26 protein-coding genes and 1 tRNA gene are annotated in these 22,833 nt (G+C 62.5%); 6 read left to right on the forward strand and 21 right to left on the reverse strand.

Annotated elements, in window-relative coordinates:
* The first annotated feature begins 25 nt into the window (after positions 1-25).
* Positions 26-1,147, forward strand: coding sequence for a glycosyltransferase (locus MUO32_RS06470; RefSeq protein WP_257947411.1), 1,122 nt, complete (start codon positions 26-28; stop codon positions 1,145-1,147).
* A 459-nt stretch (positions 1,148-1,606) separates the two neighbouring features.
* Here MUO32_RS06470 and MUO32_RS06475 read toward each other — a convergent pair whose 3' ends face one another.
* A complete protein-coding gene (locus MUO32_RS06475; RefSeq protein WP_257947412.1) occupies positions 1,607-1,813 on the reverse strand; it encodes a hypothetical protein in 207 nt (68 codons plus the stop codon).
* Positions 1,814-2,018: 205 nt separating this feature from the next.
* Positions 2,019-2,095 (reverse strand) — tRNA-Pro (locus tag MUO32_RS06480).
* 488 nt (positions 2,096-2,583) lie between these two features.
* On the opposite strand from MUO32_RS06480, the gene MUO32_RS06485 reads away from it, so the two are divergent.
* Positions 2,584-2,889, forward strand: coding sequence for a hypothetical protein (locus MUO32_RS06485; RefSeq protein WP_257947413.1), 306 nt, complete (start codon positions 2,584-2,586; stop codon positions 2,887-2,889).
* Between the two features lie 178 nt (positions 2,890-3,067).
* Here MUO32_RS06485 and MUO32_RS06490 read toward each other — a convergent pair whose 3' ends face one another.
* Positions 3,068-3,442 carry a YbhB/YbcL family Raf kinase inhibitor-like protein gene (locus MUO32_RS06490; protein WP_257947414.1) on the reverse strand — a complete coding sequence of 125 codons (375 nt, stop codon included), beginning with the start codon at positions 3,440-3,442 and terminating at the stop codon, positions 3,068-3,070.
* Positions 3,443-3,726: 284 nt separating this feature from the next.
* Here MUO32_RS06490 and MUO32_RS06495 point away from each other — a divergent pair, with 284 nt between their 5' ends.
* Positions 3,727-3,978 carry a GlsB/YeaQ/YmgE family stress response membrane protein gene (locus MUO32_RS06495; RefSeq protein ID WP_257947415.1) on the forward strand — a complete coding sequence of 84 codons (252 nt, stop codon included), beginning with the start codon at positions 3,727-3,729 and terminating at the stop codon, positions 3,976-3,978.
* 92 nt (positions 3,979-4,070) lie between these two features.
* On the opposite strand, the gene MUO32_RS06500 is transcribed toward MUO32_RS06495, so the two are convergent.
* A complete protein-coding gene (locus tag MUO32_RS06500; RefSeq protein ID WP_257947416.1) occupies positions 4,071-5,084 on the reverse strand; it encodes a porin in 1,014 nt (337 codons plus the stop codon).
* Positions 5,085-5,542: 458 nt separating this feature from the next.
* On the opposite strand from MUO32_RS06500, the gene MUO32_RS06505 reads away from it, so the two are divergent.
* Entirely contained in the window at positions 5,543-5,791 is a 249-nt protein-coding gene (locus MUO32_RS06505) for a hypothetical protein (RefSeq protein WP_257947417.1), read from the forward strand.
* On the opposite strand, the gene MUO32_RS06510 is transcribed toward MUO32_RS06505, so the two are convergent.
* The 7 genes from MUO32_RS06510 to MUO32_RS06540 all read right to left on the reverse strand — a co-directional run bounded on the left by MUO32_RS06510 (position 5,788) and on the right by MUO32_RS06540 (position 10,537).
* Positions 5,788-5,976 carry a hypothetical protein gene (locus MUO32_RS06510; protein ID WP_257947418.1) on the reverse strand — a complete coding sequence of 63 codons (189 nt, stop codon included), beginning with the start codon at positions 5,974-5,976 and terminating at the stop codon, positions 5,788-5,790. The two genes, MUO32_RS06505 and MUO32_RS06510, sit on opposite strands and share 4 nt — an antisense overlap.
* Positions 5,977-6,062: 86 nt before the next feature.
* On the reverse strand, positions 6,063-6,593 hold the full coding sequence (locus MUO32_RS06515) for a MerR family transcriptional regulator (RefSeq protein ID WP_257947419.1): 531 nt from the start codon (positions 6,591-6,593) through the stop codon (positions 6,063-6,065).
* A gap of 222 nt (positions 6,594-6,815) precedes the next feature.
* Positions 6,816-7,154, reverse strand: coding sequence for an integration host factor subunit alpha (locus MUO32_RS06520; protein ID WP_244760596.1), 339 nt, complete (start codon positions 7,152-7,154; stop codon positions 6,816-6,818).
* Positions 7,155-7,253: 99 nt separating this feature from the next.
* A complete protein-coding gene (locus MUO32_RS06525) occupies positions 7,254-8,225 on the reverse strand; it encodes a beta-ketoacyl-ACP synthase III (RefSeq protein ID WP_257947420.1) in 972 nt (323 codons plus the stop codon).
* A gap of 3 nt (positions 8,226-8,228) precedes the next feature.
* Positions 8,229-9,287: a phosphate acyltransferase PlsX gene (gene plsX, locus MUO32_RS06530; protein WP_257947421.1), complete on the reverse strand. Its 1,059-nt coding sequence runs from the start codon at positions 9,285-9,287 to the stop codon at positions 8,229-8,231.
* A gap of 120 nt (positions 9,288-9,407) precedes the next feature.
* The gene (locus MUO32_RS06535) at positions 9,408-9,962 is read right to left on the reverse strand and encodes a DUF177 domain-containing protein (RefSeq protein WP_257947422.1); all 555 of its coding nucleotides are present in this window, start codon (positions 9,960-9,962) and stop codon (positions 9,408-9,410) included.
* Entirely contained in the window at positions 9,962-10,537 is a 576-nt protein-coding gene (locus MUO32_RS06540; RefSeq protein WP_257948211.1) for a ubiquinol-cytochrome C chaperone family protein, read from the reverse strand. The genes MUO32_RS06535 and MUO32_RS06540 overlap by 1 nt, the downstream gene beginning before the upstream one ends.
* Before the next feature lie 152 nt (positions 10,538-10,689).
* Between MUO32_RS06540 and MUO32_RS06545 the strand changes: the two genes are divergently transcribed.
* Positions 10,690-11,160 (forward strand): outer membrane protein assembly factor BamE, encoded by a 471-nt coding sequence (locus MUO32_RS06545; protein WP_257947423.1) that lies wholly within the window; start codon positions 10,690-10,692, stop codon positions 11,158-11,160.
* A gap of 77 nt (positions 11,161-11,237) precedes the next feature.
* Here MUO32_RS06545 and MUO32_RS06550 read toward each other — a convergent pair whose 3' ends face one another.
* The 4 genes from MUO32_RS06550 to ribH form a co-directional block, all read right to left on the reverse strand.
* Positions 11,238-13,373 carry a sodium-translocating pyrophosphatase gene (locus MUO32_RS06550; protein WP_257947424.1) on the reverse strand — a complete coding sequence of 712 codons (2,136 nt, stop codon included), beginning with the start codon at positions 13,371-13,373 and terminating at the stop codon, positions 11,238-11,240.
* Between the two features lie 193 nt (positions 13,374-13,566).
* Positions 13,567-14,793, reverse strand: a complete 1,227-nt coding sequence (locus MUO32_RS06555) for an MFS transporter (RefSeq protein ID WP_257947425.1) — start codon at positions 14,791-14,793, stop codon at positions 13,567-13,569.
* An 11-nt stretch (positions 14,794-14,804) separates the two neighbouring features.
* Complete coding sequence (gene nusB, locus MUO32_RS06560; RefSeq protein ID WP_244760590.1) at positions 14,805-15,287, reverse strand: transcription antitermination factor NusB; 483 nt, start codon at positions 15,285-15,287, stop codon at positions 14,805-14,807.
* Entirely contained in the window at positions 15,284-15,745 is a 462-nt protein-coding gene (gene ribH, locus MUO32_RS06565; RefSeq protein WP_257947426.1) for a 6,7-dimethyl-8-ribityllumazine synthase, read from the reverse strand. Before ribH ends, nusB begins: the two co-directional genes overlap by 4 nt.
* A gap of 197 nt (positions 15,746-15,942) precedes the next feature.
* Between ribH and MUO32_RS06570 the strand changes: the two genes are divergently transcribed.
* Positions 15,943-16,446 carry a cupin domain-containing protein gene (locus MUO32_RS06570; RefSeq protein ID WP_257947427.1) on the forward strand — a complete coding sequence of 168 codons (504 nt, stop codon included), beginning with the start codon at positions 15,943-15,945 and terminating at the stop codon, positions 16,444-16,446.
* Between the two features lie 4 nt (positions 16,447-16,450).
* Here MUO32_RS06570 and MUO32_RS06575 read toward each other — a convergent pair whose 3' ends face one another.
* From MUO32_RS06575 to MUO32_RS06600, 6 genes are all read right to left on the reverse strand, one after another.
* A complete protein-coding gene (locus MUO32_RS06575; RefSeq protein WP_257947428.1) occupies positions 16,451-17,587 on the reverse strand; it encodes a GGDEF domain-containing protein in 1,137 nt (378 codons plus the stop codon).
* Positions 17,588-17,720: 133 nt separating this feature from the next.
* Complete coding sequence (locus MUO32_RS06580; protein WP_257947429.1) at positions 17,721-18,338, reverse strand: riboflavin synthase; 618 nt, start codon at positions 18,336-18,338, stop codon at positions 17,721-17,723.
* On the reverse strand, positions 18,338-19,438 hold the full coding sequence (gene ribD, locus MUO32_RS06585; RefSeq protein ID WP_257947430.1) for a bifunctional diaminohydroxyphosphoribosylaminopyrimidine deaminase/5-amino-6-(5-phosphoribosylamino)uracil reductase RibD: 1,101 nt from the start codon (positions 19,436-19,438) through the stop codon (positions 18,338-18,340). The genes MUO32_RS06580 and ribD overlap by 1 nt, the downstream gene beginning before the upstream one ends.
* A complete protein-coding gene (gene nrdR / locus MUO32_RS06590) occupies positions 19,439-19,918 on the reverse strand; it encodes a transcriptional regulator NrdR (protein ID WP_257947431.1) in 480 nt (159 codons plus the stop codon).
* 9 nt (positions 19,919-19,927) lie between these two features.
* The gene (gene glyA / locus MUO32_RS06595; protein WP_257947432.1) at positions 19,928-21,226 is read right to left on the reverse strand and encodes a serine hydroxymethyltransferase; all 1,299 of its coding nucleotides are present in this window, start codon (positions 21,224-21,226) and stop codon (positions 19,928-19,930) included.
* 168 nt (positions 21,227-21,394) lie between these two features.
* Complete coding sequence (locus MUO32_RS06600) at positions 21,395-22,720, reverse strand: murein L,D-transpeptidase (protein WP_257947433.1); 1,326 nt, start codon at positions 22,718-22,720, stop codon at positions 21,395-21,397.
* Positions 22,721-22,833: the final 113 nt, after the last annotated feature.

The following is a 22,833-nucleotide window of genomic DNA, read 5'->3' on the forward strand; positions in this document are numbered from 1 at the left end:
CTTACAGAACGGGAACCCGCGGCAAATGCGTCTCATGGAGGTGCTGGAGCCAAGCGGCGGCGGCTCCGGCCGGCATTTCATCGACCTGTGCCGCGGCATGCAGGCACGCGGCCACATCGTGCATGCGGTCTATTCGCCTGTCCGTGCCGAGGAACGCTTCGTCGAGGAGCTGCAGGCGCTCGACCTCGCCGGCGTGCATTCCGTCTCCATGGCCCGCTCGCCCGGTCCTTCGGATCTGGCAGCCTGGCGGTCGCTCAGCGCCGTCATGCGCCGGGCTGGGCCGTTCGATATCATCCACGGACACTCGTCGAAGGCCGGCGCGCTCTCGCGCCTGCGCCTGCCCGGCCGCCACGTTGCGCGGGTCTACACGCCGCATGCCTTCCGCACCATGGATCCCGGCCTCGGCAATCTTGGCCGAAAGGTCTACGGCTCGATCGAAAAGCTTCTTGCCCGCTCCTTCACCGACCGCCTGATCTGCGTCTCCGCCGACGAATACGCCCACGCCCGTGCTCTGGGCATGCCCCGTGAGAAGCTGTCGATCGTCGTCAACGGCGTGAAGACGCCACCGACGGATCTGCGCGAGGCCGTGCGCAATGCGCTGGCCATCCCCGCAGACGCCCTCGTCTTCGGCTTCGTCGGTCGCCTTTCCCACCAAAAGGCCCCTGAACGCCTGGTCGCCGCTTTCAAGCTCCTCGCCGAACGCGTGCCGAACGCGCACCTCCTGATGGTGGGGACCGGTGAAATGGAAGACGCGGTCCGCCAGCGGATCGAGGCCAGCGGTTGTGCCGACCGCATCTCTCTGACCGCCCACTTCACAGGCCCGCAGGCCATGGCCGCCATCGACGCGCTGGCGATGCCGAGCCGCTACGAAGCGATGTCCTATGTGATGCTGGAAGCAGCCGCCGCCGGCAAGCCGATGGTCCTCACCGAGGTGGGCGGCGCCTCCACTGTGCTGAGGGATGGCGAAAACGGCATTCTGGTGGAAAATGACGACGACCCCGAACGTCTCGCCGCCGCGATGCTCCGCCTCAGCGATGCCGATACCCTCGCCCGCCACACGCAGGCCGCCCTCGCCCGCCGACACGACTACGGCCTGGACCGCATGATCAGCGAGACGGAGGCGATCTACCGGGCGCTCGTAGCCTGAACGCAGCGGGGATCGTCGCGGCCGCAGTGCGCGAATTCTGGTCGTTCTGTAGACAGCGACTTACCGAACCCCAAGGCGGTCGTTCAGAAATCGAGACGACGATTGCCAACTTGCAATGGCACCGAGCAGCACATCATGCGTTTGCGTAACGAGATGAAACTGGAAGCAGCATCAACTCCACCACGTCGGAGCGTCGAAAGCGCGTCCCTTCATCAGGACGACGCAAAGCCGCGCCGCCGCTGAAGGCAACGGCTTCCCCCTCGACGTCATGCTACCGAAGACGCCTCACTCCCGAATTGGTTGAGCTGACAGCGGACACGGTTTTCGGTACTGCACTGCCCATCGCTGTTTTCAGGCTTGCTTTGTTCTCAGCCAAGCCAGACAAAATGCCCGCACTCACGCGGGGCATGAAAGACGTGGGGGAACCTGCTGTTCGAAGGGCCGCCATTGCCAACGCCGCTAGAGGATGAAGTCACCCTTCGCAAAGTTGAAGAGCACGTCGACTTTGACCAAGAAATCGATATTGTCGCCCTGCGCCCTCATGAAGTCGTAGATCGTATCCCGCGAGATCAGTGTGGAGTTGGCGATCGATTTGAACTGGAAGGTATCCGCCCGGCTCCGTTCCAGGATTTGGGGGGCGGCGGGCGTGCGCTTCACAGACCGCATTCACGATCTATCCAAGCAAACCGGCAGAGCACCTGAAGCAATGCAGAGATGCAAGCGGCACTAAGTCGAAACGGAGATTTCGGTACAAAAACTTCTCGAAAATTCGGGAAAGAAGTACGTAATCCTGAATCCAGTTCACCCCATTGCAAGGGAGCCGGCGAAGCTCGGTACTTCGCGTGAACACAATGAATTTCAAGGTGTTCGATGGTCGGAATGGCGGGATTCGAACCCACGACCCCTTGACCCCCAGTCAAGTGCGCTACCGGGCTGCGCTACATTCCGGACCGACCGAACCCCTATAGTCTCAGTGTTTTGGATGCAAGGGGGAAAATCGCGGTCAGCACGAAAAAGGAACAAAAGGTGTGAAAAATGAGAGCGCCAGCACCAACGGTCTCACCACGGTCCCAGCGGATTGTGCGAGACCTTCCGTTCGGCGTCCGGCAAACGCCGATGAGGCGCGGGCAGCACCGAACAATATCGAGCGAGCAGGGACGGCGCATTTCCTAGATCGCCGGCTCCTCGATGCTGGGCTTAACAATCGGCCTAATTTGTCACTTCGACATAATAGTTACCATGGAAATTCACAGCGAATGTCGCATTGATTTCCGTTGCGACAATGGCCGTCGATCCCGTTGCGCCAGAAAGATAGATGGCGACGGCTTCGGCGCGGGCGCCTGTCGCCCCTGCTGTCGCGGCTGGCTATTGCCTTTGGTGCTCGGTTGCGCGAATTTCCAATGCTGCGCATTTTTCAAGACTGGCATTGGAAACCTATGACCGACAAAATCTTCGACACCCTGACCGGCATGTACTTCACGGTCGACGCTCCCGATGGGAGCTATGGAACCGGCCAGGTTATCCGCCTCGCAGCCGAGGGTATTTATTTCATTCGCTATGACGGGACTGAAGTGACGCTTCCGCTTGAACTCGTATCGATCGGCGAGATGATCGAGACCACCGATGAGGAATACAAGCTGTGGCGGTTCTTCGATACCATCGAAGAGCGGGACAAGTGGATCGACTGGCTGGACGCACCATCCAAACCGCGTGTGATTTCACTGGTGAAACCGACCAAGTAGACCCTGCCGGCTTTATCGCCCGGCACGAACATGCCATTGGCTGCGGCTAGCTTTCGCCAACCGGCTTGGCGTTCCGGTCCGAGTGAAAGCAGCAGACTCCAAGCGGAATACCCGGAGCCGGACCTAAAGTCCGGCTCCTCGCATCTTGCATGCGTAAGTGGTATATGCGCGTCCGGTTCTACGGGAACGATTTCGTGGCCGTGGCCTCGCCGATTTTTTTACCCTTGGCGTCCAGCGCCTTGACCGTGAAACGGTACTTGTGCCGGCCGGTGGGCGGGCACGGACCTTTGTATCGGAAGGCACCGTAAGCGAGTGTCTTTTGACCGCTATAGGCCACCTTCCCGCCCCCATGGGAAAAGCCGGGAGCGTTGAGATCCACCATGCGGATGTCGAGCTTGACCGTTCCGTCGGGCACGCCGGACAGTTTGAACGGCGGGGACTTACCGTCGAAGCACTTCTTCGTCGGTCCCCAATCGAATGACGCCGACATACCACCGGCATATGCGGCGGTGCACATGCCAAGAGAAATCAAGCCCGCCCACAATATACGCATGCCCTGCCTCCATTTTAAGTTGACCGAGGCAGACTAGGCGATTCCGGAAGGAAAATGCGACCCAAAATTGTGAACATCCCATAATTCGGTAGGGCGACCGCTTACGCTTCTCCTGGCGCGCGCTTTGATCGACACATTGTCCGCATACCGGAAAATCGTAAATTGCGATTCTCTCGTCCTCCTGCTCGCCCGTATTCGCAATGCCTTGTGGAACTTAGCAACACCTCGCGCGTTCATTCCTCGGCTATTCGCATGGATGGCATTCAGGGTTTGAGGAGACAGGAATGGAAGACGCAGGGATCGGCTGGATCGCAGCCATCATTATCGGCGGTATCGCCGGCTGGCTCGCCGAGATGTTCATGAAGAGCAACATGGGCTTGCTGATGAACATCGTGCTCGGCATCATTGGTGCGGCGGTCGCAAACCTGCTGCTCGGCCTGATCGGCGTGTCTCTCGGAGGCTGGATCGGCTACCTCATCGCAGGTTTCATCGGCGCCTGCATCCTGATCGCGATAGCCCGCGCCATACGGCGCTAAGCGCATTGAAGGGCTGACGCCTCCAAAAACTGTGCCCGGCCTCGCGTTTTGCGGGAGGCCGGGCGGTCAGCCGACTGGAGGATCAGGCCAACTTAGAACGAACGCTGGAAGCGGACGATACCGCCCCAAGCATTGCCGTCCGATTCGCGGTCGCGGTAGACGACTTCCGGCGTGACGACGAAGCCCGGAACGACCGTGAAGGCGACGTTGGCAGCAGCGACGAAGGTTTCGCTGTCGTCATAGGAAAGCTGCGTGTTGAGCGTTACACGCTCGGTGACCGGTGCAGAAACGCCGCCCCAGACAGCCCAATCGCCGTCCCACGTAGCATAATCGTTGCGGAAGGCGCCTTCCGTGTTCCAGCCGGCCATGACGAAGGCCGAGATGCCGCCGAACGTACCGTCGAGGCGGGCCTTGATCGCACCTTCTTCGAGGCTCGAATCGTAGCCGCCGAGCACGCGCGCCTTGAAGGTTTCACCTTCATAGCCGACACCAGCGACGATGTTCGGAACGTAGTCGTTGCCTGCGTCGGGGAAGTCTTCAAGGCTGAGGATGGCGGTGATGCCGTTGTCAGACTTGTAGTTGTACTGGATGACGTTGGCTTCATCCGGACCGAAGTCGATGAGGTCGTCGATCAGAACCGAACCGGCATTGCCCGTGTAGGTGATGAAGGCCGATTCCGTCTTACCGACGCGGAAACCTGCAAGGTCGATATAGGCGTGACGGACGTCGATGGTGGTGTTGCCCTGACGCCAGTTGAAGCGGAGTTCGCTGTAGGTCTTCAGCGCGCCGTACTCGGTGTCCGAAGCCGTCGAGACGCGAAGGTCGAAGCGCGAACGCGTGTCCCACTCGTCGCCGAGCGAACCGTTTGCCTGGTTGGCGTTGAGGCCGAGAAGCTCGCCGCCGCGGACGTCCATGCGAACGTAGCCGCCGATCTTGAGGCAGGTTTCCGTACCCGGAATGTAGAAGTAACCCTTGCCGAACGCGTCGCAAACGCGAACATATTCCATCGGCTCAGGCTCAGCAGCGACGATCGCGTCTGCGGCATGAGCGCCCGAAACCGTGACGAGGGCGGCGGCCGAGCCGATGAGGAGGCCCTTGATGTTCATTTTTAATCTCCGTTAGATTCATTGGGCCGGACCCCTCTCCGCAGCACGATCTGTCCCGCGGATGCCCCGGCCACCGGGCAAGTGGGAGTGCAATCCCACAGCCGGCTGGCGGGAAATTACCCAGACGGAGAATGGCCTCAATCGCCAAAGCGAATTGTGACGGAAGTGTGACGATTGAGGACAGATGAAGCGTTGCCGGAAAGACACGCATTTCGCGTATGCGACAGTTTTGTGTCAGGCCTTTGTGAATTTTATGAAGTTATTTCAATATTATAACAAGCGTAATCGCGCGCTACGGTAGAATTTTTCATGACAAATTCAGACAAACGGGAACCGGACTCGGCGGTGATCGACCGCTGCGTACTCACCCCGCATCAGCGCTGCTTGACTGACCGATAAATCAGAACATAATAGGAACATTCTTGCAGGGCTGGCCGCCCTTTCAACGAGAGACCGAGATGCAATCAATCGCTCAGCACGAGATCACGTCCTCGCTGGAGAATAGCTCCGACGACAATGCCGTCCGGCGTGCACTGGAGGAACATCACGGCAATGCTCATGCCGCTATTGCCGCCTTGCTTGCCGATTGCGGGCATTTGCGCGGACAACTCGCGCTGGCCTCGCGCATGATGGGGTACGGCTACTCGAGAGGTTGGGTTCCTGACCCTGACCGCCTGCCACATCCACCGCAGGATGGCGGGCATTAGAAACCGCCGGTGGCACCTGGCAGCGGGACGAAAGGTAGCGGAGGATCGTTCGGGTTCTTTTGATCGTCCGGCGCGACAAGAGGCGGAGTAACGCCTTCTTCCTGCTTGCGATCGGGAATGCCGCCGCTCCCCTGCGGGCCACGGGGCGTTTCGATAGCGTCGTCCCTGCTGTTTTCGTCGGGCATATCGGTCTCCTTTCACAAGGAAGAACCGATGCACAGCCACAAGGTTCCGCATTCCGCGGCCCTTGCTTTAACGTGACCCAGGTCGTCTAGCGTACCTGGTCGAGCAGCCGCTTGCACTCCAGGAGATCGTAGAGCGCCTCCTGTAGCAGCGCGCGATCCTCCTTGCCGACGCTGGTCTTGCCGAGCGAGATTTCCGGTGCTTCGTCACCACCGCCGACGAAGGAGAAGAAGCGGCGGCTGGTCGGAGCCTTGGCGCGGCCGACGATCTGGTCTTCGTCGCTTCCGGCCTTCGGTGGCGCCGGCTCCTCGTGGCTGGCCGCAGCCAGCGCCTCGACAGTTGCCAGATCGCCGCTGGCGATGGCCGCCACGAACTTGTTGCCATTGAGCTTCAGGAGCTTCTGCACGCCCTTGATCGTGTAACCATGGTCGTAGAGAAGATGGCGGATGCCTTTCAGAAGGTCCACATCCTCTGGACGATAGTAGCGGCGGCCACCGCCGCGCTTCATCGGCTTGATCTGCGTGAACCGCGTTTCCCAGAAGCGCAGAACGTGCTGCGGCAGATCGAGGTCGTCGGCGACCTCGCTGATAGTGCGGAAAGCGTCCGGACTCTTGTCCATTCTGTCCTCGATCAAGCTTACGGCGATGTCGCGAGAGGCGCAGAGCCGAATCGCATTCATTTCAGCGGCTTGCCGGGCGATATTCAAGTTTCAAATTGCTTGCCGAGCGCCAATCGACGCAAAAATCGCCGAATCCTAGCGGAAACGGCTAGCGGCCTGCCCGCTTTCGCGACGCGGTTGCCGCCGCGGACACAGACGCGACGGTAGCGGACGCCCTTAACCTCAGGAGGCGGGAGAAGCCGGCTTCTGCTTCGCCTTGCGGGAAAGATGCTGCTTCAGCACCCGCTGCTTCAACACGTTCGAAGCCTTGAAGGTCATGACGCGGCGCGGCGAGATCGGCACTTCCTCGCCGGTCTTCGGATTGCGGCCGATGCGCTCGTTCTTGTCGCGCACCTGGAACGTCGCGAAGGAGGAGAGTTTTACACTCTCGCCCCGAACGATGGCGTTGCAGATCTCGTCGATCACGGTTTCGACAAGCTCCGCCGATTCGGTTCTGGAAAGGCCGACCTTTCGGAAAACCGATTCGGCCAAATCTGCACGTGTCACCGTCTTGCCGCTCATCGTTCCTCACCGATTTCCTATTGAAAGCGTATGGTTAGTGGCGGAAGAGTATTGTCCTTGCCCCTTGCGGTCAAGCGGCGCGGCGCCCACGCCCTTCGACTACCAGCGAAGCAGCACCGCACCCCAGGTAAAGCCACCGCCCATGGCCTCCAGAAGCACGATATCGCCCTCTTTGATTCGCCCGTCGCCCGCCGCCGCGGCAAGCGCCAGCGGGATCGACGCAGCGGATGTGTTCCCGTGCTGATCGACGGTAATGACGACCTTCTCGAGGGGAATGCCGAGTTTCTTGGCCGAGCCGTCGATGATGCGCTTGTTGGCCTGATGCGGCACCAGCCAGTCGATATCGTCGGCAGTAAGCCCCGTTGCGTCAAAGGACGACACGACGACGTCGGTGATCATGCCCACCGCGTGCTTGAAGACCTCGCGGCCTTCCATGCGCAGGTGGCCGACGGTGCCGGTCGTCGACGGACCGCCATCGACATAGAGTTTTTCGCGGTGCGCGCCATCGGAGCGCAGCTGTGTCGTCAGGATGCCGCGGTCGGCAATGGTCCCCGCCCCTTCCCGGGCTTCCAGCACGATGGCGCCGGCGCCGTCGCCGAACAGGACGCAGGTCGTGCGGTCCGTCCAGTCGAGGATGCGTGAAAAGGTTTCCGCGCCGATGACGAGCACGCGTCTGGCAAGGCCGCCGCGGATATAGGCGTCAGCGGTGGTGACAGCGTAGACGAAACCGGAGCATACCGCCTGCACGTCGAAGGCAAAGCCGTGATGCATGCCGAGACGGTTCTGGATATTGACGGCCGTCGCCGGGAAGGTGTTGTCCGGCGTCGAGGTCGCGACGATGATGAGATCGATGTCGGCGGCCGTCAGGCCGGCCTTGTCGAGAGCCGCGCGCGCGGCGGCCTCGCCGAGCGAGGCCGTCGTCTCGCCCTCACCGGCGATGTAACGCTGGCGGATGCCGGTGCGCTGCACGATCCATTCGTCGGACGTGTCGACCATGCTTTCCAGCTCTGCATTGGTAAGCACCCGCTTCGGAAGCGCTGTCCCGAAACCGCGGACCACTGAACGGATCATTCTCTATTCCTCGTCGTTCATGGCCTGGGCGGCGCCCTCGACGGGGCGGCCGGCATGATACTTCTGCAAATCGTTTTCGATCTTTTGTTTCAGGCCGTTGCGGGCCATGTCATAGCCGACGTCGACAGCCGCGGCAAAGCCCTCGGCATCGGTGCCGCCATGGCTCTTGATGACGATGCCGTTGAGGCCGAGGAAGACGCCGCCGTTCACCTTGCGCGGATCCATCTTCTCGCGCACGCGGTCGAACGCGCTCTTGGCCAGAATGTAGCCCAGCTTGGCAAGCCAGGTGCGCGACATGGCGGCGCGCAGATATTCCGCGATCTGCCGCGCCGTGCCTTCCGCAGCCTTCAACGCGATGTTGCCGGCAAAACCTTCCGTGACCACCACGTCCACGGTGCCGCGACCGATATCGTCACCTTCCACGAAGCCATAGTAGTCAATCGTGTCGAAATTAGCCTCGCGGATGAGTTGGCCGGCGGCCTTGACCTCTTCCTGGCCCTTGATCTCCTCGACGCCCACATTGAGCAGGCCGAGCGTCGGCCTGTCGATCTCGAAAAGGGCACGCGCCATGGCGCCGCCCATCAGGGCGAAGTCGAAGAGCTGGTTGGCGTCTGCGCCGATCGTCGCGCCGATATCGAGCACGATGCTTTCGCCCTTCAGCGTCGGCCAGATGCCGGCGATCGCCGGGCGCTCGATATTCGCCATCATGCGCAGGCAGAATTTCGACATGGCCATCAGCGCGCCAGTATTGCCGGCGGAGACCGCGACATCGGCCTCGTTCTTGGCGACCGCATCGATCGCCTGCCACATGGAGGACTTTCCCCGACCCCGGCGCAGGGCCTGGCTCGGCTTCTCGTCCATGGCAACAGCGACATCGCAATGATGGAAGACGCTTGCAGCCTTCAGCTTGGGATGCTGCGCCAGCAGCGGTTCGCATTCGGCGGCGTTGCCAAAGAGCACGAAGCGGATGTCGGGATGGCGCTCAAGAGCCTTGGCTGCGCCAGGGATTGCGACCTTCGGGCCGAAATCGCCACCCATGACATCGACAGAAATTCTGACCACGCGTGCTTTGCCTTTTTTGATTCATTTCCCGCCGGCAGCCGAACTGCCATGGCGGAATTCGGCCAAAATACCGCTTTTCGCGGGGGTGACAACTGAATTATCCGGCGCGTTTAGAGCCGTTCAGTCTTTTTTCCAGTCCTTCAGAACGGCAAAAGGCGACGGTTTTTTGTCGTCCTCGTCGGTGCCTTCGATATGTTCGGAGAAGGCGACATCGGCCCTGCGCGGATAGGGGTCGATGGCGAGTGCGGCATGTTCGGCGGCCACCGCGCCGGCATCGATCGTATCGCCGGTGAAGATTTCCGGTGCGTCCGGTCCGTTGGGATCGAGCAGCACCTCGCCTGTCTCGATCGCGACCGGCATCCGCGCGAGCTTGGAGCCCTCAGGCACGAAGACGACTTCGACCGGCTCGTCGATATGGGATTCGACGGGATCGAGCGTGACCACGCAGGCCTGTACGATATCGGCGGTGACGCGGCCTTTCAGCCGCACGCCGTCCCGCTTCCAGCGCTGAACGGTAAAGGTCGCGTCGAGCGCCTTGACCTCGAGCACGGACCAGAGGTCGGCCAGGCCGGCGCGTTCCCGATCGTTGGCGCTCAATTTCACCTCGACGGCGTTGGCCGAGATATGGGCCACCTTGACGGGGTAGGAGAACGGCGTTTCGTCGTCTGTATGCATCACTTCGCCTTCCGGCCGCCCTCAGGCGGCGTGTCGTCGCGGCCGGGCTCAACAACCGCGAGCGCGCCGGTCTGTATGTCATCATCGCTGACGTCGGCCATCGCCGCTTCCGCAGCGAAGAGATAGTCCGCAAGCCCCGCCATGGCTGGCGCGCCCTCGCCGGCCTCGGGGTAGATGTTGCGCCGGAGTGCGGCCGCAAGCCCCGCGCGGTCGCCGCCATCGAGCGCTGCCGCATAGGACTCCAGCCGGCCATAGAACATGCCGGCGAACTTCTTCATGCGCTTGGGCACGCCGACATCACCGACGCCGAGTTCGCGAATCGAGTGATCGACGTCCTCGAAGAATGCATCGACGATCTCCTGGGCGATTTCCTGGCCGGAGGTTCCGCTTGCGCGGGTCCGGCGAAAATAGAGGATCAGCATCGCCGAAAGCATCTCGAAGCGACCCATGACCGTGTCGGGAACCTCAAGCACTTCATAGAGATAGGTATGCCGCGCAGCTGTTGTAAGCGTCGCATACTGCTTTTCAACGATGCGCCGATTGCCGTTTTTTTTGCCGAACAGGCCGAAAATCATCATAAAGCCTAGTTTTGCCCGATTCAAACCATGGAGCCATTGCATGTCATGTTGCATGAGGCTCGAAGCTGGTTTACCGAAGCAGGCATGAATTGCAATGGCTGCGCGGCCATCATAGTCCCTGGGATGTTGTGAAGAGAGATTCTGTGAAGATGAAGCTGTTGCGTAACGCCGCCATTGCCGCCACCCTCTCCGCATCGATCCTCGCGGGCTGCCAGGGTGCCGGTGAAGTTCTGCATCAGGGTTACGTCGTCGATCAGGAAACGCTGGCACTGGCGCCCGTCGGCTCTTCGCGCGAGCAGGTTCTGCTGTCGCTCGGCTCGCCGTCCTCGACCGCGACCTTCGACAATGAAGTCTTCTATTACGTCTCGCAGAAGCGCACCCGGCCGGCCGCGTTCATGAAGCCGAAGCTCGTCGAGCAGAGCATCCTCGCCGTTTATTTCAACAAGGACGGCAATGTAGAGCGCCTAGCGCACTATACGCTGCAGGACGGCAAGGTCTTCGATATGATCGCCCGCGTTACGCCGACGGGCGGTGCGGAAACGACCTTCCTCGGCCAGCTGCTGAAGGGTGGCGCAAACCCGGCCAGCATGATCCAGAACGCGCTGGGCGCACAGAAATAAGTCCACGCCTCTCCGGCCAACGGAATCAAAAACCGCGGGGATCGCTCCCCGCGGTTTTCTTTTGAGCGCCGTGCCGGTCAGGCGAGAACGGCGAGCAGCAGCAAGGCCACGATATTGGTGATCTTGATCGCCGGGTTCACGGCGGGGCCGGCGGTGTCCTTGTAGGGATCGCCGACGGTGTCGCCGGTGACGGAGGCCTTGTGGGCTTCCGAACCCTTCATGTGACGCGTGCCGTCCTTGTCGACGAACCCGTCTTCAAAGCTCTTCTTGGCATTGTCCCAGGCGCCGCCACCCGACGTCATGGAGATCGCCACGAAGAGGCCGTTGACGATCACACCAAGAAGCGATGCGCCAAGCGCCGCGAAGGCCGAGGCCTTCGAGCCGGAAATGAGCAGCACGCCGAAATAGACGACGAGCGGCGCGAGCACCGGCAACAGCGAAGGGATGATCATCTCGCGGATAGCGGCCTTGGTGAGCAGGTCCACAGCGCGGCCGTAATCCGGTCGCTCGGTCCCGGCCATGATGCCCGGCTTCTCGCGGAACTGCCGGCGGACTTCCTCGACGATCGAACCCGCGGCACGGCCAACGGCCGTCATCGCGATGCCGCCGAAGAGATACGGGATGAGGCCGCCGAAGATGAGACCCGCGACGACATAGGGGTTGGAGAGATCGAAGGAGATCGGCCCCATATCCGCGAAGTAGGGATACTTGTCGCCATTCGCCGCGAAGTAGGCCAGGTCGTTCGAATAGGCGGCAAACAGCACGAGCGCGCCGAGGCCCGCCGAACCGATCGCATAGCCCTTGGTGACGGCCTTGGTCGTGTTGCCGACGGCATCGAGCGCGTCGGTCGATTTGCGCACTTCCGGCGGCAGGTGGGACATTTCGGCGATGCCGCCGGCATTGTCCGTGACCGGGCCGAAGGCATCGAGCGCCACGATCATGCCGGCAATGCCGAGCATGCCCGTCACCGCGATGCCAGTACCGAAGAGGCCGGCCAGCTGGTAGGTGGCGATGATGCCGCCGACGATGACGATCGCCGGCAGAGCCGTCGATTCCAACGAGACGGCAAGGCCCTGGATCACGTTGGTGCCGTGACCGGTCACCGAAGCCTGGGCGATGGAATTCACCGGGCGCTTGTTGGTGCCGGTGTAGTACTCGGTAATGACGACGATGAGCGCCGTCACGACGAGGCCGAGGAGGCCGCAGATGAAGAGATTGGTGCCGGTGATCTCTTTGCCGGCCACCGTGCCGATCGGCCCCCAGCCGACCGTCAGCGAGGTCGCCGCGCCCAGGCCCAGGACCGAAAGCAGGCCGGTGACGATGAGCCCCTTGTAGAGGGCGCCCATGATCGAGCCGTTAGAGCCGAGCTTGACGAAGAAGGAACCGATAATCGAGGTGATGATGCAGGCGCCGCAGATGGCCAGCGGGTAGACCATGGCGGAGGCCAGGACCGGCGTGCCGGCAAAGAAGATGGCCGCGAGAACCATGGTGGCGACGACCGTCACCGCATAGGTCTCGAAAAGGTCGGCCGCCATGCCGGCGCAGTCGCCGACATTGTCACCCACGTTGTCGGCGATGGTGGCCGGGTTGCGCGGATCGTCTTCGGGAATACCGGCTTCCACCTTGCCGACGAGATCGCCGCCGACGTCTGCACCCTTGGTGAAGATACCGCCGCCGAGACGGGCGAAGATGGAGATCAGCGAAGCGCCGAAGCCGAGTGCGACGAGCGCATCGATGACCTCGCGGGAGGCCGGCTCCTGGCCGAGAACGCCGGTGAGAAACCAGTAGTAGATGGACACGCCGAGAAGCGCGAGGCCGGCTACCAGCATGCCGGTGATCGCACCCGACTTGAAGGCGATGTCGAGGCCGGAGGACAGGCTGACGGACGCTGCCTGCGCCGTGCGCACATTTGCGCGGACGGAAACATGCATGCCGATGAAACCGGCAGCGCCGGACAGGACGGCGCCGATCAGGAACCCGATGGCAGCCGTAGCAGAAAGAAGCAGCCAGGTGCCGACGAAGACGACAACACCGACAATGGCAATGGTCTTGTACTGCCGGGTGAGATAGGCCTGCGCCCCTTCCCGGATATAGCCTGCAATTTCCTGCATGCGGGCATTCCCCTGGTCAGCGGCAAGCACCGACCGTGTCGCCCAGATGGCATAAACCACCGAGAGCAACCCGCATGCGATAACGCCAAACAATATGGTCATTTCGCTCTGTCCTCCTAGGAAACCACGGGGTCCTCTCCCCGCAGCCGATATGCGCCCGCTCCCGTTTGCCTCCTCACAAGACGGGGGCCGGCGCGCGGCCAGAGTGCGTTTGCGAATCGGCTGCGTCAAGCCGCCGCACTGCGGCAACCGCTTCTGCCAAACGGATTTTTCGGCGTCGGTCGATATGAACCGATTAGACGGCGGCGCGGCGATTGCGCAAAAGCAAAAGCAGGACGAGCAGGAGGCTGATACCGGTGATCGGCCAGAACAGCAGGTTGATCGTCTGCCAGCCATAGGCGTTGAACACCTTGCCCGAAGAGAAGGATGCGAGCGCCACGGCACCGAACAGGATGATATCGTGGAAGCCCTGCACCTTGTCGGCCTCGTGCGGGCGATAGCTGGAGGCGACGATGGCGGTAGCGCCGATGAAGCCGAAATTCCAGCCCACCCCGAGCAGCACTAGCGCGCCCCAGAAATTCCAGAGTTCGATCCCGGCATGGGCGACCGCCGCGCAGGCCATGAGAATGACTAGGCCAGCAGCCACCACCTTCTCCGCGCCAAAACGCTGGATGATCATGCCGGTGAAGAAGCTCGGCGCGAACATGGCGAGCACGTGCCACTGGATGCCGAGCGTCGCCATCTCGGGCGAAAAACCGCAGCCGATAACCATGGCGAGCGGGGCGCCGGTCATCATGAAGGTCATCAGCGCATAGGTGGAGATGCCGCAGATCATGCCGGTGAGGAAACGCTGGGTCAGCACGATTTCGCGAAGCGGCCGCGCCGCCTCGCCGCTCGCGATTCCCGCCGCCTTGTGGTCGGGCAGGCGCAGGAACAGGAAAAGCACGATCGCCGAGAGGCAGAGCGGCGCGAGCGCCACGAAGGCGCCGGCAAACAGCACCGGCTCGAACATATCCTTGGTGAGGATCACCACCTGCGGGCCGAGGATGGCCGAAATGACACCGCCGGCCAGGATCCAGGAAATGGCGCGCGGCTTGTAGAAGGAGGGCGAGGCATCCGCCGCGGCAAAACGGATTTTCTGGGCGAAGCCACCGGAAATGCCGATGAGCACGAAACCGGCTGCAAAAAGCCAGAAATCGCTGCGGAAGAGCGCAATGGCGGCCATAAGGCCGCCGGCAGCGCCGATCAAGGCGCCGACGATGAAACCATAGGCGCGGCCGAGCATGCGGGCGGCAATCGCCACGAAGACAGCGCCAAGCGCGACGCCGATATTGAAGCCGGTCAGTGGAGCGGTTGCGAGCGACTTGTCCTCGCCGAGCAGGTTATACCCCGCGAGGCCGCCGATGGAAAAGGCGATCGGTCCGGCCGAAGCGAGCAGCGCCTGCGCAAACATCAAAAGGAAGACATTGCGGCGTGCGGCCGAAAGCTCCCGTTCAAGACCTTCGACCGACCCCGTGCTCATGCTGCCTACCGTTACTTGCGTGCGTCTGGCCGAAGCTGCTTGGCGATCCTGTCGAGTACCGCATTCACCAGCTTGGGTTCTTCATCCTCGAAGAACGCCTTGGCGATCTCGACATACTCGGTGACGATCACGGCGATCGGCACGTCCTTGCGTTCCTTCAGCTCGAAGGTGCCCGCGCGCAGGATGGCGCGCACGGTGGAATCGAGCCGGGAAAGCGCCCAGTCGTCCTGAAGCGCGGTGCCGATCAAAGGGTCGAGCAGGCGCTGGTCGCGCACGACGCCCGCAACGATCGAGCGGAACCACGACGCATCGGCCTTGAGATAGGTGTCGCCGTCGAGTTCCTGGCCGAGACGATGCGTCTCGTACTCGGCGACGATTTCGAGCACGCCCGAGCCGCCGATATCCATCTGGTAGAGCGCCTGCACCGCGGCAAGGCGCGCCGCACCACGCTGGTTGGCCGGCTTTACCGGCTGCTGGTCCTTGTCCGTCGTCACTGTTCGCCGCCCAGTTTCTTCTTCAGTTCGATCATCGTCAGTGCCGCGCGGGCCGCAAAGCCGCCCTTGTCGCCTTCCGAACGGCGAGCACGCGCCCAGCCCTGCTCGTCGTTCTCGACGGTCAGAATGCCGTTGCCGATCGGCAGGCTCTCGCTGACGGCGAGGTCCATGAGGGCACGGCTCGATTCGTTGGCGACGATGTCGAAATGGTAGGTCTCGCCACGGATGACCATGCCGAGCGCGACAAACCCGTCATACGGGGTACCGCCGTTGTCCATGCCGTCGAGCGCCATGGCGATGGCAGCAGGGATTTCGAGCGCGCCCATGACAGTCACGATATCATAGGTGGCGCCGGCGGTATCGAGCGCATTTTTTGCGCCGTCGAGCATCGCATCGGCCATGTCGTCGTAGAAGCGCGCCTCGACGATGAGAAGATGGGGATTATCGGTGTTGGCCATGTATCACCTGAAAATTGGAGGCAGGCCACGCAAATGCGGGCAGAGGCGGCGGTCAAACCACGACGGGCGATGCTTGGCAAGAGTTTTCCACCGGATACGGCGATTTCAACCCTCCCCGCCCCGGCCGCCGGGCATCGTGGCATTGACATACCGGAACGTAATGGGAACGATGGGATGCCGTTACGAGGAGATGTCCCATGAGCGCACAAACACCGCCCGTCGTCACGCTTGCCAAGCTGCAACTCGAACATTGGACGCAGGGCAGCCTCTACGAAAGCAGAGACACCGCCTTCGGTGCCGCGCTCGGCCTCAAGGATCTGGGCATCGGCTATGGCGAGGTGCCGCCGGGAAAATCCGGCTGTCCCTTCCACAGCCACCATGTCGAGGACGAGCTCTTCGTCATTCTCGAGGGCCATGGCACCTATCGGTATGGCGGGGAACGGTATCTGGTCGGCCCCGGCGACGTGCTTGGTGCGCCGGCCGGCGGGCCGGAGACGGCACACCAGATCATCAATACGGGCACGGTGCCGCTAAAGTATCTCTCCATCTCATCGATGGCATCGACGGAGATCTGCGAATATCCGGATTCCGGGAAATTCCTCGCCAAGACGCGCCGTGCGCTCGGCGGGCGAACGGAATTCCGCACCATCGGCCATACGGGCAAGGACGTGGACTATTGGGAAGGCGAGCCCGGCGCCTGAGGCGTCAGGCGGCGAGGGACACGCGGTTACGGCCGCCGCGCTTCGACATGTAGAGCGCCTTGTCGGCATTGCTCAGCAGGGAATCGAAACTGGTGCCGTCGTCGCTGCCAAAAGCGATGCCGGCGCTCACCGTGCAGGTGATGGAGCGCCTGCCGATGGGTATGAGCTTTGCCGCAAAATCCATGCGGATACGCTCGGCGATACGCTGCGCCCGGTCCGGCAGGGTGCGGTCGAGCACCACCACGAACTCCTCGCCGCCGAGGCGGGCCATGCAGGCGGATGCATCGCAGACATCGCGCAGCACGCCGGCAAATACCTTCAGCACCATATCGCCAGCGGCGTGGCCATGCCGGTCGTTGACGGACTTGAAATTGTCGAGGTCGAAGGCGATGGCGGCCATGTGGCCGGTCACGGGTTCGCCCTCATAGCGGTCGAAGAGCGCGCGGCGATTGAGGAGCCCGGTCAATGCGTCGGTCATGGCGGCGCGGTGATGGCTGCCGGCGACGCGCCACTGGTTGAGCGCCAGCGACATGGCGCCGATGCCGGTGATCCCCAGGATCGCCACGATGAGGTTGAGGTTTTCCGCCCAGTTGTCCGGCGCATGCCCCATCACCCACTTGCCCTCGTGGATGAGCACGCCGGCGCAGAACACGAAGGACAGCGCCGTCAGCAGATACAGAATGACGATCCCGGTCAGCGGCAACGGCGCCTCGTCGCGGCCCCACCAGTATTCACGCGCAGTTGCCACGAGGCAGGCGGCGATCAGGACATTGAGCGCGATGAAGGCAAGGCCGTCATAGCCGGCAACGAGCCACGGAACGGAAAGGATTGTACATGCGGCAAACACGCCGACAATGCGCCGCCGCCCGTTCAGGCCGGTGCGAAAGCGGTAGGCCGCGCCGTAGATGAAGGCAAAGCCTAGGAATTGCAGCAGGAATGCAAGGCAACCGACGGCAACGGTCGGGCGCTCGATGTAGAGGCCGTAGACGATGACCGCTGGCACGATGCAGCCGATACCGATGGACCAGCAGAGCAGGAAACGTTCGACCTTTGCGGAGAGCCAGGTGGCAAACAGCGTTGCCGACAGGCAGAAGCCGGCAAGGCCGATCGCAAGCAACAATGTGTTATAGTCGGGTGCCATGCCGCAACGGCCTCCTGCGTCCGAATGGCCGGACACTAGAGGCCTAGAGGTATCGATATCGTTACCGTGACGAAGGGAACGTCAGGCCGCGCTGTGTCGATACGAGACACAGCGCGTTGGAGTCACGCACTCGTCACGCCTTGGGTGCGGGGAACTCCGCGAGCCGTGCCGCGTAGCGCGCCATCGTATCGACTTCGAAGTTCACGAAGTCGCCGGCCTTGCGCTCGCCCCACGTGGTCACCTCGAGCGTGTGACGGATGAGCAGCACGTCGAAAACCGCACCATCGACCGCGTTCACGGTGAGCGAGGTGCCGTCCAGCGCGACCGAACCCTTGGGCGCGACGAATCGCTCCAGCCCCTCGGGTGCGCGGATGCGGTAGCGCGTCGCGTCACCCTCGGCTTCGACGGAGAGGATTTCCGCCTTGCCATCGACATGGCCGGAGACGATGTGGCCGCCGAGTTCGTCGCCGATCTTCAGCGAGCGTTCGAGATTGATCCTGGTACCGGCCGTCCAGCCGGCAATCGTCGTCAGCCGCAACGCCTCTTCCCAGGCCTCGACCTCGAACCAGCGGGCATTCGTGCCCTCTTCCGGCAGCGCCGTGACGGTCAGGCAGGTACCGGAATGGGCAATCGAGGCGCCCATATCGATGGTGGCAGGGTCGTAGTTGGTGCGCACGCGCAGGCGGACCCCCGCATTCATGGGCTCGACCTTCTCGACCGTTCCGATGTCAGTGACAATACCGGTAAACATCACTCGTCTCTTTCGTATTCTTCAAGACTATCCGCGCCATAGCGCGCCGTGCCGCCAAGCGAAAAGCCCGCCGGCACCTTTCCGGACACACATGGGGACGCGATCCCCTCTTTGCCAAGGGCAGCAGCGCCATTGAACAGCAGGATGCGATCGACGAGTCCGGCATCAAGGAAAGACTGTGCGGTCCGCGCGCCGCCCTCGACGAGCAACGAGGAAATGCCGCGTGTCGCAAGCGCCGCCAGCAGTGCATCGAGCCGGCGCGGATCACAGATCAGCACCTCGACGCCCATGACTTCCAGTGCGTCCTTGCGGGCGGCAAAAGCCGGATCGTCCTTGCCGTCCTTCGCCGTCACCACGATCACCGGCACCAGCAGCGCCGTTCGCACGAGTTTCGATCCGGGCGACAGCTCCAGCCGCGGATCGAGCACGATCCGCACCGGCGAGCGCGTTTCAAGACCCGGCAACCGGCAGGTGAGTTCCGGATCATCGGCCATCGCGGTGCCGATACCGACGAGGATCGCGTCCGTTTCCGCCCGCAATACATGCACCTGGCCGCGCGAGATCGGGCCAGTGATGGCCACCTGCCCCGCGCCGAGATGGCCAAGCATGCCATCGGTGGAAACGGCAAGTTTCAGAGTCACATAGGGCCGCTTCTTCGTCTGCCGGGAGAGGTAGGCGGCCAGCGCTGCCTTGCCTTGCGCCTCCAGCAGGCCGGTTTCGACCACGATACCGGCGTCCCGCAACATGGAGAGCCCCCTGCCCGCCACGCGCCCGTCCGGGTCGGTCACCGCGACCACGACGCGGGCAACGCCCGAGGCGATCAGCGCATCGGCGCAGGGCGGCGTCTTGCCATGGTGCGAGCAGGGTTCGAGCGTCACATAGGCCGTTGCGCCGCGCGCGGCTTCGCCGGCCATGGCCAATGCCTGCGTTTCCGCATGCGGCCGACCTCCGGGCGCCGTTACGGCGGAACCGACGATCACGCCGTCCTTGACGATGATGCAGGCAACGGAGGGATTGGTGGAAGTCAGGCCGAGATTGCGGCGGCAGAGGCGGATCGCCGCTGCCATGAAGCGTTCGTCGTCTGCGACCGGGCCCGGCATCTAGCCGTCAGCGCCCGGATCCCGGGCGATCTTGGCCGCGACTTCGGAAAGGATTTTCTCGAAGTCGTCGACATGGGAGAAGTCGCGGTAGACGGAGGCGTAACGCACGAAGGCCACGTCATCGAGCGCCTTCAAGGCCTCCAGCACCTGGAGACCGATCTCTTCAGACGAAATTTCCGTCTCGCCGGAGCTTTCGAGCCGGCGCACGATGCCCGAGACCGCGCGTTCGATGCGGTCCCGGTCGACGGGCCGTTTGCGAAGCGCGATCTCGAAGGATTTGAGCAGCTTGTCGCGGTCGAAGGGGGCCTTGCGGCCCGTCTTCTTGGCGACCATCAGCTCACGCAGCTGCACCCGTTCGAAGGTCGTGAACCGACCGCCGCAATCCGGGCAGATGCGCCGACGGCGAATGGCGGCCCCGTCCTCTGCGGGACGGGAATCCTTCACCTGCGAATCTTCCGAACTGCAATAGGGGCAGCGCATGCCATTTCCTTACATGTAGGAGTACATCGGGAAACGATCCGTCAGCTTGACGACCTTCTCCCGCACGGCCGCTTCGACCGCTGCATTGCCCTCGTCGGAATTGGCGACCTTGAGGCCGTCGAGGACCTCGACGATCAGGTTGCCGATTTCCTGGAACTCGGCTTCCTTGAAGCCGCGGGTCGTGCCGGCCGGCGTGCCGAGACGCACGCCCGAGGTGACGAACGGCTTTTCGGGGTCGAACGGGATACCGTTCTTGTTGCAGGTGACATAGGCGCGGCCGAGAGCGGCTTCCGCGCGCTTGCCGGTCGCGTTCTTCTTGCGCAGGTCGACGAGCATCAGGTGATTGTCGGTGCCGCCGGAAACGATGTCGAGGCCGCCGGCCTTCAGCGTCTCGGCAAGCGTCTTGGCGTTCTTGACGACCTGTGCGGCGTAGTCCTGGAATTCCGGCTGCAGCGCTTCACCGAAGGCAACGGCCTTGGCGGCGATGATGTGCATCAGCGGGCCACCCTGGAGACCCGGGAAGACGGCCGAGTTGATCTTCTTGGCGATGTCCGCGTCGTTCGTCAGCACGACGCCGCCGCGCGGGCCGCGCAGCGACTTGTGCGTGGTGGTCGTTGCAACATGGCAATGCGGGAACGGCGACGGATGCTGGCCACCGGCCACGAGGCCGGCAATGTGGGCCATGTCGACCATCAGGTACGCGCCGACTTCATCGGCGATCTCGCGAAAACGCTTCCAGTCCCAGATGCGGGAGTAAGCGGTGCCGCCGGCGATGATGAGCTTGGGCTTGTTCTTGCGCGCCTTCTCGGCAACGTCGTCCATGTCGAGCAGGTGGTCGCCTTCACGCACGCCGTAGGACACGACGTTGAACCACTTGCCGGACATGTTGACCGGCGAACCGTGCGTCAGGTGGCCACCCGAGTTCAGGTCGAGGCCCATGAAGGTGTCGCCCGGCTGCAGCAGCGCGAGGAAGACGGCCTGGTTCATCTGCGAACCGGAATTCGGCTGGACGTTGGCGAAGTCGACGCCGAACAGCTTTTTCGCACGCTCGATGGCGAGCTCCTCGGCGATGTCGACGAACTGGCAGCCGCCGTAGTAGCGCTTGCCCGGATAGCCTTCGGCATACTTGTTCGTCATGATCGAGCCCTGGGCTTCGAGCACGGCGCGCGAAACGATGTTTTCGGACGCGATCAGCTCGATTTCATGGCGCTGGCGACCGAGTTCCTTCTGGATCGAGCCGAAAATGTCCGGGTCGGTATCGGCAAGGGAACGCGTGAAGAAAACGTCGGTGGCGGAAGACTGGCTCATCCTCGAGGCTCCTTAAGGGTGGGTGGCACGGTGTTTATCGTCCTCGCATGGCAAGGGCAATATCCGCTCCACGGTTTGCGCCATTTCCGCGCGTCTTCTGCAACAAAAACGACAAAGGCCCCGCCTTCCGGAGAAAGCGGGGCCTTGGCAAAAGTCAGACAAATCGCCTTATTGCGGCAGCAGATCTTCGTCGGGAGAACCGACCGCCTTTTCCGTGCCGATGCCGCTCTGGAGCGCCAGCTCCGTTGCGCCATCCATCTGGTAGATGTCGTCGCGGAACTGCACGACGCGGTCGCGCGCCGACCAGGCCGAGATGTAAACGAAATAGACCGGAACCTCGACAGCGAGCTTGATCGGCGAGCTGACGCGCGTGTTGATGACGCTTTCGATCTGCTCGCGCGACCAGCCGGGCGTATCGCGCAGCAGCCAGCTTGTCAGGTCGCGTACATTCTGTACGCGCACGCAGCCCGAGGATTCGAAGCGCATCAGCTTGTTGAACAGGCCCTGCTGGGGCGTGTCGTGCATATATTCGTTGTTCGGATTGTGGAAGTTGATCTTCGTCGAGGACATCGCGTTGATCTTGCCGGGGTCCTGGCGGAACATCAGGTTCGGTGCCTTCTCGGCGTTCCAGTCGACCGTTTCCGGCGCGACTTCCTGGCCCTTGCCATCGATCAGGCGGATGTTGTTGCGCGCAAGATAGGTCGGATCCTTGCGCATCAGCGGAACGATGTCCTTCTCGATGATCGAACGCGGCGCGGTCCAGTACGGGTTGAGGATGACCTCGTAGATCTTGGAGTTGAGGATGTGCGTCGGACGGCTCATACGGCCGACAACGGCGACGTGACGGAGCGCCACGCGACCACCCTCGACCGCCTCGATATAGGCGGCGGGAATGTTCACCATGACATAGCGCTGGCCGAGATCGCCCGACATGGTCTGGAGACGCACCATATTGGTGTTCAGCTGGCTCAGGCGCGTCGTGGCAGGCACGTTCATCGCCTTCAGCGTATATTCGCCGAGCACGCCGTCCTGCGGCAGGCCGTGGCGCGCCTGGAAGCGCTTCACCGCACCGTCCACATAGGAATCGAAGGAATTGGACATGCCGGCGGCGCGCGGCAGGTCGCCGGAAATGGTCAGCCGCTGGCGCAGGGCCTGCACGGAGGGGTCGACCACGCCGATCTGAAGCTTCTGGCTGGAGCCAACCTGCGGCCAGCCGCCGGCGGACACGATCTGCTGATAGTCGGAAATCGCCTGCTGGATGTTCGGGATCGAGCCCGGGCCGAGGACAGGATTGTTGGATTCGACGGCGGCGGACGCGCGGGAAGCCTGGGCATCGAACTGGTCGTCCCAGTTGCCGCGGCGCGGAGCATTGAGAATGTCGTCGAGGGCCGTCTGGGCCAGCGTCGGGCCGGCCACGGCAGCCGCGCCGAAGGTCGCGGCGGAGCGCAGGAATGCGCGGCGCGAGAACACATCAATTCCGGTTTTGCGAGACATCAATCCTACCATCTCCTGAGACGCCGTTCAAAGCGGCGGGTGCGCCTTGGGCACGTGACCCGAGGGTCCATACCCGATGCAGCTATCACGAATAGGGTTAACAAACGCAAACC

The sequence above is a fragment of the Shinella sp. CPCC 101442 genome (assembly GCF_024704725.1).
GTDB lineage: Bacteria > Pseudomonadota > Alphaproteobacteria > Rhizobiales > Rhizobiaceae > Shinella.